This is a genomic window from Marinomonas balearica, from assembly GCF_004362145.1.
GTDB lineage: Bacteria > Pseudomonadota > Gammaproteobacteria > Pseudomonadales > Marinomonadaceae > Marinomonas > Marinomonas balearica.
This window is the reverse complement of sequence record NZ_SNXC01000011.1, coordinates 391,400-408,288: the sequence shown is the minus strand read 5'-3', so window position 1 is coordinate 408,288 and position 16,889 is coordinate 391,400. Positions and strand designations below refer to the sequence as shown.

22 protein-coding genes and 1 riboswitch are annotated in these 16,889 nt (G+C 42.2%); of the genes, 15 read left to right on the top strand and 7 right to left on the bottom strand.

Annotation, left to right across the window (positions count from 1 at the left end):
- Positions 1–40: 40 nt before the first annotated feature.
- The 7 genes from thiB to DFP79_RS09300 all read right to left on the bottom strand — a co-directional run bounded on the left by thiB (position 41) and on the right by DFP79_RS09300 (position 5,722).
- Positions 41–1,048 carry a thiamine ABC transporter substrate binding subunit gene (thiB, locus tag DFP79_RS09330; RefSeq protein WP_133503686.1) on the bottom strand — a complete coding sequence of 336 codons (1,008 nt, stop codon included), beginning with the start codon at positions 1,046–1,048 and terminating at the stop codon, positions 41–43.
- 44 nt (positions 1,049–1,092) lie between these two features.
- Positions 1,093–1,215: riboswitch (TPP riboswitch) on the bottom strand.
- Between the two features lie 407 nt (positions 1,216–1,622).
- A complete protein-coding gene (locus tag DFP79_RS09325; RefSeq protein ID WP_133503685.1) occupies positions 1,623–2,789 on the bottom strand; it encodes a glutathionylspermidine synthase family protein in 1,167 nt (388 codons plus the stop codon).
- On the bottom strand, positions 2,790–3,392 hold the full coding sequence (locus DFP79_RS09320; RefSeq protein ID WP_133503684.1) for a DUF1190 domain-containing protein: 603 nt from the start codon (positions 3,390–3,392) through the stop codon (positions 2,790–2,792). It lies immediately after the preceding gene.
- A gap of 10 nt (positions 3,393–3,402) precedes the next feature.
- Complete coding sequence (locus DFP79_RS09315) at positions 3,403–3,822, bottom strand: DUF350 domain-containing protein (protein ID WP_133503683.1); 420 nt, start codon at positions 3,820–3,822, stop codon at positions 3,403–3,405.
- 30 nt (positions 3,823–3,852) lie between these two features.
- Entirely contained in the window at positions 3,853–4,500 is a 648-nt protein-coding gene (locus DFP79_RS09310; RefSeq protein WP_133503682.1) for a YjfK family protein, read from the bottom strand.
- Positions 4,501–4,631: 131 nt separating this feature from the next.
- Entirely contained in the window at positions 4,632–5,321 is a 690-nt protein-coding gene (locus tag DFP79_RS09305; protein ID WP_133503681.1) for a PspA/IM30 family protein, read from the bottom strand.
- Positions 5,318–5,722 (bottom strand): DUF2170 family protein, encoded by a 405-nt coding sequence (locus DFP79_RS09300; protein WP_133503680.1) that lies wholly within the window; start codon positions 5,720–5,722, stop codon positions 5,318–5,320. The genes DFP79_RS09305 and DFP79_RS09300 overlap by 4 nt, the downstream gene beginning before the upstream one ends.
- Before the next feature lie 169 nt (positions 5,723–5,891).
- On the opposite strand from DFP79_RS09300, the gene DFP79_RS09295 reads away from it, so the two are divergent.
- The 15 genes from DFP79_RS09295 (at position 5,892) to DFP79_RS09225 (ending at position 16,889) form a co-directional block, all read left to right on the top strand.
- Complete coding sequence (locus DFP79_RS09295; protein ID WP_133503679.1) at positions 5,892–6,170, top strand: DUF6471 domain-containing protein; 279 nt, start codon at positions 5,892–5,894, stop codon at positions 6,168–6,170.
- Positions 6,163–6,717 carry a rhomboid family intramembrane serine protease gene (locus DFP79_RS09290; RefSeq protein ID WP_133503678.1) on the top strand — a complete coding sequence of 185 codons (555 nt, stop codon included), beginning with the start codon at positions 6,163–6,165 and terminating at the stop codon, positions 6,715–6,717. The genes DFP79_RS09295 and DFP79_RS09290 overlap by 8 nt, the downstream gene beginning before the upstream one ends.
- Positions 6,718–6,872: 155 nt before the next feature.
- Positions 6,873–7,838 (top strand): FHA domain-containing protein, encoded by a 966-nt coding sequence (locus DFP79_RS09285; protein WP_133503677.1) that lies wholly within the window; start codon positions 6,873–6,875, stop codon positions 7,836–7,838.
- A 5-nt stretch (positions 7,839–7,843) separates the two neighbouring features.
- Positions 7,844–9,250, top strand: a complete 1,407-nt coding sequence (locus DFP79_RS09280; RefSeq protein ID WP_133503676.1) for a FliI/YscN family ATPase — start codon at positions 7,844–7,846, stop codon at positions 9,248–9,250.
- Positions 9,237–9,704 carry a hypothetical protein gene (locus DFP79_RS09275; protein WP_133503675.1) on the top strand — a complete coding sequence of 156 codons (468 nt, stop codon included), beginning with the start codon at positions 9,237–9,239 and terminating at the stop codon, positions 9,702–9,704. Before DFP79_RS09280 ends, DFP79_RS09275 begins: the two co-directional genes overlap by 14 nt.
- Entirely contained in the window at positions 9,701–10,201 is a 501-nt protein-coding gene (locus tag DFP79_RS09270) for a hypothetical protein (protein WP_133503674.1), read from the top strand. The genes DFP79_RS09275 and DFP79_RS09270 overlap by 4 nt, the downstream gene beginning before the upstream one ends.
- 4 nt (positions 10,202–10,205) lie before the next feature.
- Positions 10,206–11,525 carry a FliM/FliN family flagellar motor switch protein gene (locus DFP79_RS09265; protein ID WP_133503673.1) on the top strand — a complete coding sequence of 440 codons (1,320 nt, stop codon included), beginning with the start codon at positions 10,206–10,208 and terminating at the stop codon, positions 11,523–11,525.
- 11 nt (positions 11,526–11,536) lie between these two features.
- The gene (sctR, locus tag DFP79_RS09260; RefSeq protein ID WP_133503672.1) at positions 11,537–12,190 is read left to right on the top strand and encodes a type III secretion system export apparatus subunit SctR; all 654 of its coding nucleotides are present in this window, start codon (positions 11,537–11,539) and stop codon (positions 12,188–12,190) included.
- Between the two features lie 13 nt (positions 12,191–12,203).
- Positions 12,204–12,464 (top strand): type III secretion system export apparatus subunit SctS, encoded by a 261-nt coding sequence (sctS, locus tag DFP79_RS09255; RefSeq protein ID WP_133503671.1) that lies wholly within the window; start codon positions 12,204–12,206, stop codon positions 12,462–12,464.
- Positions 12,465–12,466: 2 nt separating this feature from the next.
- Positions 12,467–13,261 (top strand): type III secretion system export apparatus subunit SctT, encoded by a 795-nt coding sequence (gene sctT / locus DFP79_RS09250; protein WP_133503670.1) that lies wholly within the window; start codon positions 12,467–12,469, stop codon positions 13,259–13,261.
- Between the two features lie 9 nt (positions 13,262–13,270).
- A complete protein-coding gene (sctU, locus tag DFP79_RS09245; protein WP_133503669.1) occupies positions 13,271–14,377 on the top strand; it encodes a type III secretion system export apparatus subunit SctU in 1,107 nt (368 codons plus the stop codon).
- 564 nt (positions 14,378–14,941) lie between these two features.
- A complete protein-coding gene (locus DFP79_RS09240) occupies positions 14,942–15,481 on the top strand; it encodes an RNA polymerase sigma factor (RefSeq protein ID WP_133503668.1) in 540 nt (179 codons plus the stop codon).
- Positions 15,482–15,624: 143 nt separating this feature from the next.
- Positions 15,625–16,050 carry a type III secretion system chaperone gene (locus DFP79_RS09235; protein WP_133503667.1) on the top strand — a complete coding sequence of 142 codons (426 nt, stop codon included), beginning with the start codon at positions 15,625–15,627 and terminating at the stop codon, positions 16,048–16,050.
- Positions 16,051–16,192: 142 nt separating this feature from the next.
- Entirely contained in the window at positions 16,193–16,414 is a 222-nt protein-coding gene (locus tag DFP79_RS09230; RefSeq protein WP_133503666.1) for a serine kinase, read from the top strand.
- 22 nt (positions 16,415–16,436) lie between these two features.
- A complete protein-coding gene (locus tag DFP79_RS09225) occupies positions 16,437–16,889 on the top strand; it encodes a hypothetical protein (protein WP_133503665.1) in 453 nt (150 codons plus the stop codon).

The window sequence follows — 16,889 nt, the reverse complement described above, 5'->3', positions numbered from 1 at the left end:
AGCTCAACTCCGAAATATACAACAAGAAAATCAACACTTACTAACGGGTCGTCGCATCAAGCCATTCGTTAATCCACGCCTTACGATGTCTCGCTACTTCATCAGCAGGCAAGATCAGCACTTTCGTTGGTTGCTCCAACTGTCCGAAGATTTCAGGCAATTCATCAACATCATCGATTACAGGCAACATCCAATTTCCTGTTGCAACCGTGTTTTGGAACTCGGCAGTCAAAATAAAGCTCATGAACTCGTTTGCCAGCTCTTTATTCGGAGCGTTTTTCAGCATCGCAGCCACTTCTACTTGTGGATAAAACCCTTCTGATGCAGGTGCCGCCTTGTATTTTGTTTCACCTTCCGCAACAACATGATACGCAGGAGACGTAGTGTAACTTAGAACAACATCCGCTTCGCCTTTCAGGAATAGACTGTATCCATCGTACCAACCTTTTGTCACCGTCACCGTATGTGAAGCGAGCTTTTCCCAAGCTTGATCTGCGTTGTCACCATAGACGGACTTCATCCATAGCAATAAGCCCAGACCTGGTGTCGAAGTACGAGGGTCTTGATAGATAACCCTCAAGTTTTCATTTTCAATCACTTCTTTAAGACTTTTTGGAGGTTGCGCCATCGTTTCGCTGTTGTAAATAAACGCGAAATAGCCTTGGTCAAACGGCACAAAGTATTTGCCGCTCCACCCACCAGCAACATTCACCTTAGAAGTATCCACTGCGTGCTCTGCTAGCAAACCGGTTTTCTTCGCAGCTTCCATTACATTAAGGTCTAACCCCAAAACCACATCAGCCGAAGAACTTGATCCTTCTAACTGAACACGAGAGAGAATACCAACCGAAGAATCCAACGTGACGTAGTTCAAAGTACAATCGCATTGCGCTTCGAATTTTGTTTTGATTTTTGGACCCGGGCCCCAGTCAGAGGCAAACGAATCATAGGTATAAACATTTAATGTTGATGCAGCAACAGCAGAACTTGCTGTAACCAACATCACAGATGCAGAAAAGGCAGTTAACAAAGATTTTTTAAAAGACATCAGGTCGCTCCAATTACGAGCGGCGTACAGCAGAAATGGCAAGACAAGACTCGCTATCTCAATTCCTACGCCAGCATTATCTGGTTCAGGTTCAATGGGTTAGCAAAGCTTCTCAGCCAAATTACCAGTCAAACACAACTAGAAATATGGCACCCCAAGAGATATATCGAGTTAATTGTAATCAGCAATGAAGCTAATGTCACTTTAAAGTAGTGGGATCTATTGTATAAAAAACATTAAGGAAGCTACGAATAAGTCTTATGAGCTTTAGTCTTATCAGAGAAACAGACTATTAAGGCGAGAGTGAGCGGGCTTGTTAATACCTTTCAATCACTCTTAACGAAGATAGGCTGACTCTCTGAAAGACCCAAAGGGCGAGGGCTAAACTATCTTTAGTTCTTTGTTCATTTTCTTACCAATATGCTCAATATTGGACGGCGAAACTTGCCTCGAATAAAGAGGAGGCATCCACACGCTGAAGCGAGAGGGCTTGTTCACACCTTCCTTAACTCTGTGTCTTTTAATTCACAGATATCCCGATCAAAGTTATAAAACCAAACCGTTTTTAGCGAAACTAAACAATAACATGCGGTAAAAATCGACTCATGTCTTGAGTGATGGGGTTTCTATCTTCTCGGATCGAAATGCCAGCCGCTTGATTATCAACCAGCCAACTGCCGATTAACGTATAACTGTCACCGAACTTTGGCAGCATATGCGTCGCTTGATAGATAAAGCCTTCTTCACCATAAGGCCCAGAAGACGCTTCAATATCAGCGTTTTTTCCAATAAAAGAAATATTTGAGCCTTCGCGAGAAAAAATTGGTTTTTTAACCATTGAATCGACGCCGCTGGCGAGGTGAAGCTCATCTTCAAAAAATGCAGGCAGTAAGTTTGGATGGTTCGGAAACATCTTCCATAACATAGGCAACAGTGCTTTATTGGATAAGATGCTTTTCCATGGTGGTTCTAACCAACGAATGTTATTTTTTCCAAGAGATTCAGAAAACGTCTCCTGCATCATAAACTCCCAAGGGTATAGCTTGAACATAGAGTTGATAACGTGATCATCCATATCACTAAAATTCCCGTGTTCATCTCGTCCAATGTCATCTATGTACACAAAGTCCGTATTTATCCCCGCCTCATTCGCGCAATCTTCTAGGTATTGAACGGTTCCACGATCTTCTGGCGTATCCTTACAGCAGGAAAAATGCAAAATACGATCAGGGGTTAAATATTTAATTTCTTTAAATCGGTTCACCAACTTTTCTTGCAAACAATTAAATTGGTCTGTGTGTGCAGGGAGTTTCCCTGTGTCGACATTATCTTGCAGCCAAAGCCATTGCCAAAAACCGGTTTCATAAACACTGGTCGGAGTGTCAGCATTATTTTCGTAAAGCTTTGCATCCCCATTGCCCGAATAGGCAAAATCCAATCGTGAATACAAGCTTGGGTCACCATTACGCCACGATTGGCGAATAAAGTCCCATTGCGCTTCAGGCAAACAAAAACGCCGCATTAGAGCTTCGTCATTGACGACTTTTTCGACCACGGCTAAACACATCTGATGAATGTCTTCCGTCGGCTCTTCAATGCCTTTTTCAATTTGCTCTAAGGTAAATTGGTAATATGCAGTTTCATCCCAGTATATCTCTCCATACATGGTGTGAAATTCAAAACCAAACTCTTCCGCTTTTTGTTGCCATTGAGGCCGTTCGGCAATGGGAATACGGAGCATTTATCCGCCCCACCCTTTCGATTTTCCGCCACCCCAACTGGACTTGGCAGATGCAACAGAGCCAAAACCTCCGCGAGAAACAGTACGGGTGACTTTTGGCTTTGGTTTTAACGTTGAAGGTGGAACATGGTACGAGCGCTTTCCAGGCATACCTACTACCGTGCCGTCAGCTGTCATCAGGCGGTTTCTGTACGATCCAGAATTGCGATATTGATAAACAGGGTTGTAAGTGTAACTCCTGTTACTCAACATATTACCAATCATGAAACCGGTAAACATCGGCATAAAAAAGCCTGAAGATTGAGGTCTGACACATTGATCATACCCAAAATCTTCTTCACATTGTCGCTGTGAACCGTACCGAGGTCCGGTGCGCACCGCTTCTTCTAAAGCTTGTTTATAAGCCACTTCACACTGCTCTAAAGTAAGAGAGGTGTTCGCTTTACAATCATCGACTGAGGCAACAATTTTAACCTCTTCGTCAGGCTGGCTGCATGCCGCTAAGGTAATTGAAGCAATTGCGAGTGTGAGAGGACGAAAGCTAAGCGTCTTCGGTTTTGCTTTACGCATTTTATCGAGGTCAATGTATTGGCTTCTTTTCACAATATATCCCTCAATAAGACATGCAGGCTGAATTTAGTATCCCTACAGAAATACTAACAGCTGCGAGGATAATGCCCGCACTGACTTCATTCGCGATGATTCGTGCAACGATTTTCGGCATAAAGATAAACCGAACCACGGCAAATGCAAGCGATTGCGCGAGTAGCGCAATTACGCCCCAAATAGCGAAATCGATAATAGAAACAGAATTCGACGCCGCGCCACCTAACGCAATGGCAAAGCCAATAATCGCGCCGCCTAGACCGATAGAAGCTGCGGTATTTTGTTCAGATTTAATTAACTTCCATTCATCATGGGGCGTGATAAATGAGTACACCAGAATAAAAATAATGACGAACAGTAAGGCCAAACCAAAATAGCCACTAAAGTTGCCAACACTTATGAGAAGGTCTTGAACTTGCGGATCCATAAAAGTTCCTTGTTTGAAAATGATTAGTTATTAACCATGGATTGTTAGTTGAGAAGGGCTTAGCGTAATACCTGTACTTAAAACAAAACAGCGGTTCAGACCGCCTTGCTGTTCACTTTCTTCAGCAGAAAGGAATAATGACTCTGTCCGATCACTGCCAATGTCACGTTCGAAAAGCATGATAAATTGATCAGTCTCCGACATTTCGCCTTCTTCATCGTAAGTGTGTTCTTGTACATACACAGGATTATGGTAGTCACTCGCAGAGGTCCAAACCCTTTGATAAAGATGGTTTTCTAATTCGTATGTAGGTGTACCTATTTGTTTATTTAGCAAGGTATCCCAAACGCTTTGAGACGCAATATCTTGAGTATCGTAAAAATGAAAGAGCTTTACATCGACAACATCTTCCGCTTTTTTCCCGCCTTCAGAAATGACTTGGAGAAAGGCATCATCATCCGTATAGAAGCGAAACATCCAAGTTCCATCAAGCTCAGCAATACCAACGGCTTTTATGATGTAAGTTGTGGCTGCGTTATCTATAACAAGATTATCTTGTGTCATACGCATTAATAGTGGATCGATCTCAAAGCTGCCGCCTAAGCGCAAGCCCATTATAGAAGGCGTGTCATGAGATGGGGACTTAGGTTTATTTTTTTTGAAAAATGAAGAAAACATGGTCTCACTCATAGCCTTAATGATACATCACTAAGGCTAACAATTTTGCTTAAGCAAAGTAAACCAACAAAGCCACTAACAAGCGTGACGATCACAGCGCCTGTGTGGCCATGTTGCGTTATAAAACGTACTTACCCTTTCTTAGCGGCAAGTAACTGAGCCAATTTATCTGACCCGCTGTTCTTCGCACCCGGTTTAATTCCAGCGGCTTTTAATTTGGAATCCAATGAACTGCCAGACTCCTCCGCTGCCAATTCTTCTGCAACATCCAGTTCAGCACTGCGTTGCATTTGCTTCTCTTTAATACGATCAAGGCTGCTTAATGCAGTTTTCACCTTGCTGTTTGCGCCCATATGACGAGTGGAGACAGCGACTTGCGCTTGTTGCACAGACTCTGTGGCTTTGACTTGCTCTATCTGCTGTTCCATGAGGCGAACATTGGTTTTTGCTTTGGCAATATTCGCTTTCAATGACTTCTCAGATGACAAGAAGCTATCAAGGATTCCTTGCTCAACATCTAAAGTAGATTCTAATTCACTGACTCTATCTGCGCATTCGATTGCCAGCGCTTCATCTGTCTCGCTTGCCGCAATTGCATGATTTGTATAAGTCTCGATATCGTCTTTCAACGAAGAAACTTTGCCTTCCGCTAACTTACGTTTTGCCATAATACGAGTCAGGCTTTCATCACAGGATTGAAGCTCTTTTTTTGCTTCACGCATTTCTTGATCCAATATACGAATCGCTTGTGAATCAGCTACTGCTTCAATACCTTCATTGGTTGCACCACGAAGTGCTGTCCATAATTTTTTCAGGCTCATAGTACGATCTCCATATTTAGGTAGTCACTGTATAGCTCAAGAAACTCAGAAACATTATTGAAAAGGGTCTCGACCTCTTCAAGCACCACACTTTCTTTACTGTCTGTAGATAAAGCACCAAATGCGATGTAGTACTCGTCATCGCCAATTTTTTTAAGGCATATAGACGTTAGAGGTACTAATTGATGACTGCGTAGAATTAAATCATTCAGTAGGTCTTTATCTTTAACATTCGCCGCTGAGAATAACGCTGTCTCAACTAAAATCTGCTGATTGCCCACATAGACGAAGACATCGATGCCTTCATCATTGGAAATATTCAGACACTCACCTTCTGACTCAACAACCCAATTAGGCTGAGCTTCAATGAGCGTTAATAGTGTATCTTTGTTCCAGGACATAAAATTTTCCTTTTAAAAACGACAGGAGAGCGTGTAACATAAGCAACGAATATAGCATTTAGAAAACACCTGTCAACTATGATCTATGCATATTGTAGTGCATAGAATGTGTAGGTAATATGAAATCAAACTCTATAAATCAATCATATTTAGTTAGATAGCGAGCACAATGAATCAAGATCAAAATATTAAAAACCGACACTCTTTATCTCCTTATAAGCTTGCAATCACACGTTACATTCGGTCATCTCTTGCTCTAAAAGGCATGAAATACGAAGATTTGTCAGTAGCACTGAGTGAAAAAGGAATCTGCATGACACCGGAAAACTTACGCAGTAAAACACACAAAGGGATGTTTTCTGCCGACCTGTTTGCGGTGATTGTGGATGTATTAGAGCTAGAGGACACTGCGCTGCAAGAAATTCTAAAGCAGGTAAAAAATGTTTAAACGCATTATTCCCGTTGAAATCACTTATTTTGTTATCGCAATTTGGGTCGTGTTTTTTGCCAATACTGTCTTGATTGGGCTTAATCTAAACCAATTTGGGATTCGTCCAAGAGAGTTGAGTGGTTTATACGGAATCGTGTTATCACCCTTTTTACACGCAGGGCTTTACCATTTGATCTCGAATACGCTACCACTGCTTGTTCTCGGCAGCTTATTGAAAGCTTCTGTAGGCTCAAATAAATTACTCTATATCATGATACTAGGAGCCATTGGTTCGGGAATTGGAGTATGGTGTTTTGGAAGCGGGAGCGTAGTGGTCGGCGCTTCAGGAATGGTGTTTGCGCTACTTGGATTTTTGTTTTCCGATGCGATTTTCAACCCTAGTTTACGCAACTGGTTAATTGCTATCGTCGCATTTCTCTCATATGGCGGTGCGCTATTCTCACTGATTAACTTTTTGCCATATGTCTCTTGGGCAGCCCACTTTTGGGGCTTTGTTTCCGGTATCGCCTTGTCCATTATGCTTAGGCGAAAACGAGCTGACTAAGCAATGCTTTATGCCCCATAGATCGTTGAGCTAACACTCACCCAAGTCGTCATAAATTCATACCTAAGCAATCTAATCCCCATTCTACAGGAACCAATCTCCTCCTCTCGCCACTCATTCGACACTAATATCTCATTAGAAAGGTTTGAGCGGTCATGTATGAGTTACGGGTTCTTTCAGGTTTGCACCGTGGTGCGGCATTACCTTTAATCGGTCAACAGTGGATTATTGGTAATGAAGAGCATTCAGATTTAACCCTCAATGACGGTGGTATACAGGCGAAACACTGTCAACTGTCACTTGTTGAAGACGGTTGGTTCCTTGAAACGATTCAAGGCACCATTGCTGATTCAGAAGGCCATCAGGTTGAACGAGTCGAAAACTTTGCTCTGAACACCACCTTTTTAATCAGCGGCGTCTGGATAACCATTGTCGATGCAGAAACGCCCTGGCCAGTCGACCCTGAAGTCGCTAAAGTCACACACCCTTCGATGGTTCCCTCCAAAAAAAGCTATTCAGGTATCGGTGTCATTGTCGGTTTTATCAGTGCAGCAGCCATCGTCACGACAGGCGCTTGGGCAGCATTAACTCCTGAACCTGTAAGCCATACTAGAGGTACGGTGACAGCCTCTGAAGAAGCGGTAAATAGCGACGCGTCTTCTCCATTAAAAATACACTCTCAGGTCGAATCGAATCAAAAAACTGACCCGCTAGAACCCGCTCTTCCCAGATTAGAAACCGTGGCTGAGCTTCGATATCAACTTCAAAAGATGCTTGAAGAAAGGGAGTTAGACCAACGTCTTGGCGTTCAAGAATCGCAAAATTACGTAACGTTAGTGGGAGAAATAGACCGTTCTCAAAATCAACGTTTAGAACGAATGCTGAACCGCTTTAATCAGAAATTCGAAACTCCACATGCTGTAGAACGCAGCATTACGATTCGTAAGCCATCGCTGCCATTTAAAATAAAACAAATCACCTCGGGTCCATTAGGCAGCATTATCACAAAGGAAGGAAAGCGATTGTTTGTTGGTGACGAGTTAAACGGCATTCGGCTGGTCGCGATTCAATCCGACAAAGTGGTGTTCAAAGGCACCAAAACATTCGAGATTGCTTGGTGAGCATTATGATTGACGACTTTGCTACTCCTCATTCACAAGACCAATCTTCTTGTCATTTCAACCTTAGTCAACGTTTACAAAGTTGGTCGACACATCGCATTCAAACCTCTCAGGAAACGCAGGTTGTAGATGTTATAGGCCGTGTTACAAAGATCAACGGAATCTTAGTAGAAAGCCGTATAGCAGACGCTCGAATCGGCGATTTATGCACAATACATGGTCAAGGCGAACACAACGTTCTCGCCGAAATCATTGGCTTTAGCTCTGATATAGTATTGTTGTCCGCTTTAGGCGCTTTAGAAGGTATTTCGGTAGGTGCCTCCATCACACCTCATTATCAAGCGCACTGCATCGAAAGTAACGAGTCATTATTGGGTTCCGTTTTTGATGGCTTCGGACGTCTACTTCAAGGCAAAAAAGATGCTTTCACCTTAGAAGAAGGCGATCAAACTAGCCGCGTTATTCGAGACGCCATTACGCCAACACAACGCCCTAGAATCAGTCAACCAATGCCAACGGGCGTCAGAGCGATTGACGGCTTGTTAACCATTGGTGAAGGCCAGCGAATTGGCGTATTTGCGGGGGCAGGCTGCGGTAAAACAACATTGCTTGCAGAGCTTGCTCGGAACATGCCTTGTGATGTCATCGTTTTTGGCTTGATCGGTGAACGAGGACGAGAGTTGAGAGAATTCCTCGATCATGAGTTGGACGAAGAGCTACGAAGCCGATCGGTCTTAGTGTGTTCAACCTCTGACCGAACCAGTATGGAGCGCGCTCGCGCAGCGTCAACGGCAACCGCCATTGCAGAAGGGTTTCGTGCTCAAGGCAAGCGTGTTTTGTTACTCATTGATTCCCTGACTCGATTCGCACGTGCTCAGCGCGAAATTGGTTTGGCGGCGGGTGAGCCTCCTGGCCGCGGCGGCTTTCCACCCTCGGTCTACACCATGCTACCGCGTTTAGTTGAACGCGCCGGTAATATGGAAGGTGCGGGATCAATTACAGCACTCTACACGGTATTGATTGAAGGCGACGTGATTGCAGGCGACCCAGTAGCCGATGAAGTTCGCTCCCTTTTAGACGGCCATATTATTTTGTCGCGTAAGCTTGCGGAGAAGAACCATTATCCCGCTATTGACGTGTTAGGCAGCATTAGCCGAACCATGCCGAATGTAACCAACAGAGATCATGTTCAATCTGCGGCAGTTCTTCGCAATCTAATGTCAGCTTATAAAGAAGTCGAAATGCTAATTCGCTTAGGAGAATACGAACAAGGGAACGACCCTCTGACGGATACGGCTGTGAATTTGAATAGCACTATCACCGATTTTCTCCGACAAGATATGCGTGATCCTAACGCTTTTCAGGACACTCTTTTCGCCTTGAGCCGTCTTTCTCAACATGCAGCGACCTAGATTTTTAATAGAGGAAGACCCTCCTCCCGATCCAGAAAAAGAAGCGTTAACTGACACAATAAATTTGTTAACGCCCATTCGAGCGCATCGGCTCGCTAAGCGAGAAAAGCAATGGCGCGCTCAAAAAAGAATATTAGCAGCAGCCAAAAAAGAGCTAGAAAAACGAGAAAAAGAACTGCTTAACGAACGCGCATCACACCTGCTTCGTAGAGACAACCTAATCACTGAAAACAGCCATCAACGAATATCGCGATTTTCTCTCGCTCAATGGCAACTAGAGGATCAAGAAATAGTGACCGAACTGTCGAACATCCGACAAAAAATACAAGATTTGTACAACCAAGTAAGCCTTGCAGAGCAACAGCTCTCAGAAGCCAAAACCCAGTTAGATAAAAGTCATCTAGAGAACGAGCGTTTACACGCATTTAAAGAAGCGCAGGAGGAAATTCTATGAGCCCAGTTTCTCAATCCGCCGAGAGTAAATGCGAACTCGACGCTGTTTATTCAAATAAAGTCACGCTTTCTGATGATTCAACACAAGTCGCATTCAATTCAAGCTCAGAATGGACAGTGGAAGATAACTTAGCGTTCACTGCGTTACTGGCATCATGCCCTGACTCTCCGCAGATGGAACAAACGCCTCTTTCGGGTTCAACAGCTCCCACTGTGCCGTTAACCACTCAACAGCTAAGCGCAATCGGTTCAGCGATCCAATCACAAATACCGGAAGCACCTGAAGGCGATGAGTTTGAATGCAACATACTGATGCCTCATCTAGGCGAAGTTCAATTAGATGCCAAGTTAAAACAAGACACTTGGCATATGAATTTGTCTTTTGTTCGAGCAGAAGCTTTTTTACTTGCACGTCAGCAAAGCCAGTTTCTTTCTCAACGCCTGCAACAAAAAATGGGAAAAGCGGTAGTTCTCGGCTTATCCCTAAAGGAAGGTTAATCTCATGACTGCATTTTTAAACTCACTCCCGTCGCGTTCGTTAGATGACCAAATCAGACACAAGCAGGTTGGATTGGGATTGTCCTTTTCAACAAGCTTACTCAACACACCAGAAAAGGCAGCTTGGGTTACGTTAGAAACCACTTCGGACAATGCTCCCGAAGACAAGTTTATCGAGCAATCAAATAGAGAAGCGGTACTGGCATCAGAAAGATTCATTAGCCTACAAACAAAGCATGGAACACTGTTTATAGAGTCGAGCCAGGCCGAACCGTTTTTAAATGCGTTATCTACGGCTCCCTTTACTTTGGTTCTTCCCAATCCAAAAAGTATGGAATCGCACCGCTGGTACACAGAACTCTATCTTCAAGGTGTTGATCCCATTTTTTTGAACATGTTTGGCGCCATTCAACAATCAACGGACGCGTCAGACAGTTCAGTTAATCGAGATCAAGCCAAATCTGTAAACGCATACAGCCTGTGCTGGAACATTGGATCATCGTCAGGATTAGCGCGCGTTTATTTTAACGATCAATTCCTCAACAAGTTGCTTCATACGGGTGGCTGGAAACCAACCAAAGTGAACAACTTAAACCCACTAAAATTTGAAGCGCCAGTTACGTTAGGTTTTTTAACAGTTCCATATTCTCAGTTTTGTGCACTTCAGCACGGGGATATTCTACTTCCCGATGAGTCCATTTTTGATGTGTCTGGAGTGGGAAGTTTGCATTTTTCCACTCACACAATCGCCGTATCGGCGATCCCCAATGGAACCAACCCCAGCTTTCAAGTCACTCATATCTGCAAAGGAGCCGAAAAAAGAAAGTCGGCCCCATTCAATGACACAAAGATGAGAATGCACGAGATGTACGACGAAAGCCACGAAAGCGCAACTGATGAAACGTTTGATACAAATTCAACCAATATCGAACATCATTTCTCTGACGATACATTGAATCCAGACAGTGCAGATACCTTAAACGAAGCAAATCACATTTCAGAATCAAACCATGATCTGCCATCTTATCAGCATACATCTCAAACTTACCCAGATACCCAAGTAACATTGACGTTAAACGCTGGAACCATTTCGACGACATTTGAAGAACTTAGCCAACTTGATGTGGGTAGCCTGTTGGTGGCGACTGGAGAAAGAGCAGGCTATGCAACGCTTTATCATAATCAGCAAGCCGTCGCTCGTGGAGAATTGATTAACGTTGAGGGTCGTCTAGGAGTTCAGCTAACGCAAGTCTTTTTAGAAACTCAACCGTTCCACACTTCAACTTACCGCGCGACCGACACTCACTCAACTCAATCACAGTAAGAGATCACATTATGAATTTAGGAAATGTCGATCCAATGTTGTTCGCACTCTTTTTGGGTGCGTTGTCTCTGCTTCCTGTGATGTTAATTGTATGCAGTGCGTTTCTTAAGATTTCGATGGTGCTCATGATTACGCGTAACGCAATGGGGGTTCAGCAAGTCCCTCCAAATATGGCGATTTACGGTATTGCTTTAGCAGCCACTATGTTTGTTATGGCCCCCGTGTTCAGCGATATTGGTACGAGAGTAAAGGAAACGCCACCGGATTTTTCCTCACTTGAGGGGATGCAAACAAGCGCAAATAAGCTGATTGGCCCATTACAAGCATTTATGAATCGGAACAGTAACCCCGACGTGATCACTCATATGATGGACAACACAACACGCCTTTGGCCAAAAGAAATGTCCAGCAAGGTCACCAAAGACGATCTTATGATTGTCATCCCCTCTTTTATGTTATCTGAACTAAAGGCAGGGCTTCAAATAGGGTTTCTTATCTACATTCCCTTTATTGTGATTGACCTTATCGTCTCCAATTTACTTCTAGCGCTGGGTATGCAAATGGTGTCTCCAATGACCATTTCATTGCCTTTAAAAATACTGTTGTTTGTCTTGGTCGATGGCTGGGGAAGGCTGCTCGATGGCCTTTTTTACACCTACATTTAGAACGGGATAACCAATGGATACATTAACGCTGTTTAAACAAGGCATGGTCTTAGTGGTCATGCTGTCCGCCCCACCTTTAGTGGTCGCCGTAATTGTGGGGGTTGTCGTCTCTTTATTGCAGGCTTTGCTCCAAGTTCAAGATCAAACGCTCCCCTTTACAATAAAGCTCGTTGCCGTCGCTATCACGTTGGCTATTACGGGTCGCTGGCTCGGCGTTGAAATCATTCAATTTACAACACAGATGTTTAACCTTATCGCGACGATAGGCCACTAATTATGGTGTTCTCCGCGATAGACGCCTTACCCGAATGGGTGATTTCGATCTCTCTTGGTATGGCAAGGCTGTATCCGTGCCTATTGCTTATCCCTCTCTTCTCTTTTAAAGAGCTTAAGGGAATGCTGCGCTATGCTCTTGTGATTGTACTGGCTTTAATGGTCGCTCCGGGGATCAAAGATGCACTTCCTAGCGATCACTCTTGGTTCACTTTGTTTACTTTATACCTTAAAGAATCGGCTTTAGGGATGTTATTGGGAGCCATCCTAGCCATTCCATTTTGGCTTTTTGAATCCGTTGGTGGTTTATTTGATAACCAACGAGGTGCACTTATGGGAGGCCAACTTAATCCCTCCCTTGGACAAGATTTCACCCCACTGGGCTTTTTGTTTAAACAAACCTTAATTGTCCTAATGATCACTACAGGCAGCTTCGAAGCGATGCTTCAGGTCATTTGGGACAGCTACTTAATTTGGCCACCCACCGTTTGGTATCCAACGCCTTCTGCGGACGGCTTCAATGTTTACTTATCACTGTTGAAAGACGCTTTTACGGATTTGGTACTTTATGCAGCGCCTTTAGTTACCTTGCTCCTATTTGTCGAATTCGGTGTCTCCGTATTAAGCCTTTACAGCCCACAGCTTCAAGCATTTGTTCTGGCAATGCCGATCAAATGCTTAGCGGGATTGGGGTTTCTCATATTCTACATCCCTACCTTGTTCTACCTTGGAGAAGAACGCAACCTTGCATTGCTAGATCTTAAGCATGTTCTGAAACTGCTCTTTGAGGTTCCGTAAGGCGGATTTATGAGTGAAAAAACAGAAAAGGCAACCCCCCAAAAAGTAAAAGACTCTCGCAAAAAAGGCCAAGTCGGACAAAGTCAGGACATTCACAAGCTAATGATCTTGGGCGTTCTAATGGAAGTTGTATTAGGCATGGTTGAATCGGGTGTTCGCAATCTAGAAAAACTCACAGCAATCCCCCTTTCGATGATCAATCAACCCTTTGAATACGCGCTTCAGGCAACCGTCGTAAACTGTTTGACCATTGCCGCGTCGATGATCGTAATGGCTTTGGGAATCGCAGTAGTGCTGAGGCTAATGGGAGGGTGGCTTCAATTTGGCTTTTTGATTGCTCCTGAGGCATTGAAGATCGACTTCAATAAATTGAACCCTTTCAACCAATTAAAGAATATGTTTTCAGGGAAAAAGCTGTTTGAGCTGTTCAATAGCTTTGTAAAGGCCATCACAATCGGTGTCATCATGTATTTCATCCTCCTCCCTATTTTGCCGTCATTAGGAAAATTGGCCCTCACCGATCTCGATACAACTTGGCGCGGTATTGCTGAGCTGTTCCTTAAAGTAGAAAGAGCAATCATAGGAGTTCTCATCGTGATCGCTTCTATAGATTTTGGTATGCAGAAGTACTTCCACGCCAAAAGCCTAAAAATGAGTAAAGACGACGTAAAGCAGGAATACAAAAATCAGGAAGGCGACCCGCATTTCAAAGGACAACGTAAATCGGAAGCTATTCGACTTGCAAATGAAGAGCCTGCGCCGGCACCTTCTGTGAAGCCAGAACTCGGCGATGCAGATGCGCTTGTCGTCAATCCGACACACTTTGCGGTTGCTCTGTATTATCGCGCAGAAGAAACCCCCTTACCAAAAATCCTGACCAAAGGGGAAGATCAAGATGCATTAGATCTCATTGAGCAAGCGAAAAGCAAAGGGATTCCTGTTATCCGTTTTATATGGTTAGCAAGAACCTTATACAAAGAGAAAGAAGGCCACTACATACCGAGGACGACACTTCGCTATGTCGCAAAGATCTATCAAGTTTTGGGCGAACTGGAACGAGATACTGTTAAAATGAGCGATGGCGTTTTAAGAATCCCAGATTTAGAAACACAGTAACCAACGCTTCCACAAAAAAGCCAAAAACCACCAAAAATATAGAAAATTTTCTTCTTAACAAGAAGGAAAAGTAACTCTATTCATTTCTAAAAGACTCAACAAAAAAACAAAAACACATCATAAAACCATCGTTTATTTTTCACTTTTTTATAAAACAAACAAAAATATCTCACGTAAAAAGAAACCAGACACAAATAAAAGCAAATGAAAATAAATATTTAAATAATCCAAACCAAGAAAGTAAAAAATATGACTTATATCTGTGTAGGACTCTATTTACAAACACATAATCTAAAAAAACTTATTACTTAACAAAATATTTATTAACAAAAACGAAACGCTCTATTTCAAAAAGTAAAATTATTGTAATTTATTTGTAAAGGAATAGAAAAAACAGACATTTAGCTTGTAAAACCGAAAAAAATTTAGTTCCAATTTATTTTTCTATTACTTGATAGTTTTTTTCTATTTAAATATAAAATCAATATAAGTTTCTCTAAATGGAGCAGAAAACAGCATTAAAAGTTTTCCCTAAATTAGAAAGAAATAATATTGGAATTGCTAATGAATACATTGAACTGCGTCAATAAAAGCCAAGAAAATTGCAAAATTGATATTGAAGGTCTTTACTCAACACAAAATGAAAAATTGAGACGATTTATCAGTAAAAAAATTTGGCATAAAGAAGATGCTGAAGAAGTACTCCAGTTCACTTACTTAGAAGCAATTCGATGCCAACATAAATTCAGTGGCGACTCAAAACCTGAAACGTGGTTATTTGGTATTGCCGCAAACTTGACAAAAAACTACTTCAAAAAATTCTACAATGCACCAGAACTTGAAGAAATGACGGAGGCCTTAATTTACAGTTTAGAGTCTGAAATCGAGGCCGATCCCGCTATGCTAGTCGAGCATGAAAGTCTTCTATCAAAGACAGTCGATGCGATGAATCAACTCCCTACAGACACTCAATTCATATTAGATATGGTCATTGATAAAGACTACAGCTATCAGGAAACAGCGAATGCGGTCGGTGTACCAATCGGAACAATTCGTTCTCGCCTATCAAGAGCTCGACAGGTGTTAAAGCAATGCATTGCGTAAAATAAATTATAATTTTCAATAAGTTAATACATAAAAAAGAAAGTAAAAATGGAACTGATGAACGAAATTTATCACTCACTTTAGAACATTAAGTAAATTCATCGCACTCGTTTTCAGCAACATTTCATTGAGATTGAATAGACATGACACCATACGAACTAAAGGCGAACGACCTAATTAAGCACTTTGCTCAGTTTATAAATACACCGCTAGAACTGAAAGATGGAGTGTGCGCTCTATTCGATGCAGAAGATCAACAAAGTGTTGTTATTGAAGTCCCCAAACAAAGCAGTAGCGTCATACTTCACTGTACTCTATTGCAATTAGAGTCGAATGTTTCAACTGATGTTTTACGCGCCATTTTATTACTAAATTTTGAAATAAGCGCAATGCAAGGGTGCTGGCTAGCAATTGATGAAGCGGGTCAAATTTGCTTATGCAACATGATCGATTTGGAAAAAACAGATCATGAGCATTTTAAAAACACCCTAATGGGTTTTATAGAGCAAGTACGTGATGTTAGGCAGTTTATATATGAAATATTATCAAGCGATACAGCGATTCAATAATATTTAGAAAAAACTAATTAATAAAACATTAATTTAGACTCAACTAATTTAGCTTTATCAGTTTAATAGATATTTCGATGGAACTGCACCTCCATTTTTATCACACAATTACAACGAACAATTGTCATAAGGATAATTAGATATGTCATCAATTGAAGGGTTACGTAATAGGCTTGATAATCAATTTGAACGAACACAAGATGCAATCGATAAAATTGCTTCCAGTGTTGATGGTATCTCTTTAGATGATATTGCGGCCTTTAATTCAGTAAGAAGGCAAAATGCAGCAGCTAGCTGGGCTTTAAATCAAGAATTAACAGTAAAGCACAATTTAGCAAAGTCCATTATAAATGAAATTAGATAGCAGATCGTCTAGTAAAATAGATATGTCAGGCCTAGCACAAAATTTATCTGATTGGCTCGAATCCGAGGATGAGGAATTGGACATTAGTATCGATCAGTTCCAGTGCAGCTTAAATAAAATGGCTTTAAATGTTCATTGTTGTTTGCATATTAATATAAATGAGAATGATTTCAATGTGAAAAACACCCTAGACATCGCATCTTTTACATTTGAAAAACACCAAATTTCTCCAGCCATCAATAAGTTTGGTCAATATGCTCTCAGCTGTTCAGTGAACTTAACATCGGATCTCGAAATGAACAGTGTAAACCTAAATAATTCGCTCGAACATATGAGTAATTTTGCCGACGCGTGGTTGCAGCTGTCAGATAAAGGACACGCTGTTCCGCCTACCACATCCGATAGCAGAGACTTCTATGCCAGACAGTCACTGTCTTCAAGGTTTCAGTATACGCCACCTACAAATCACGCATAA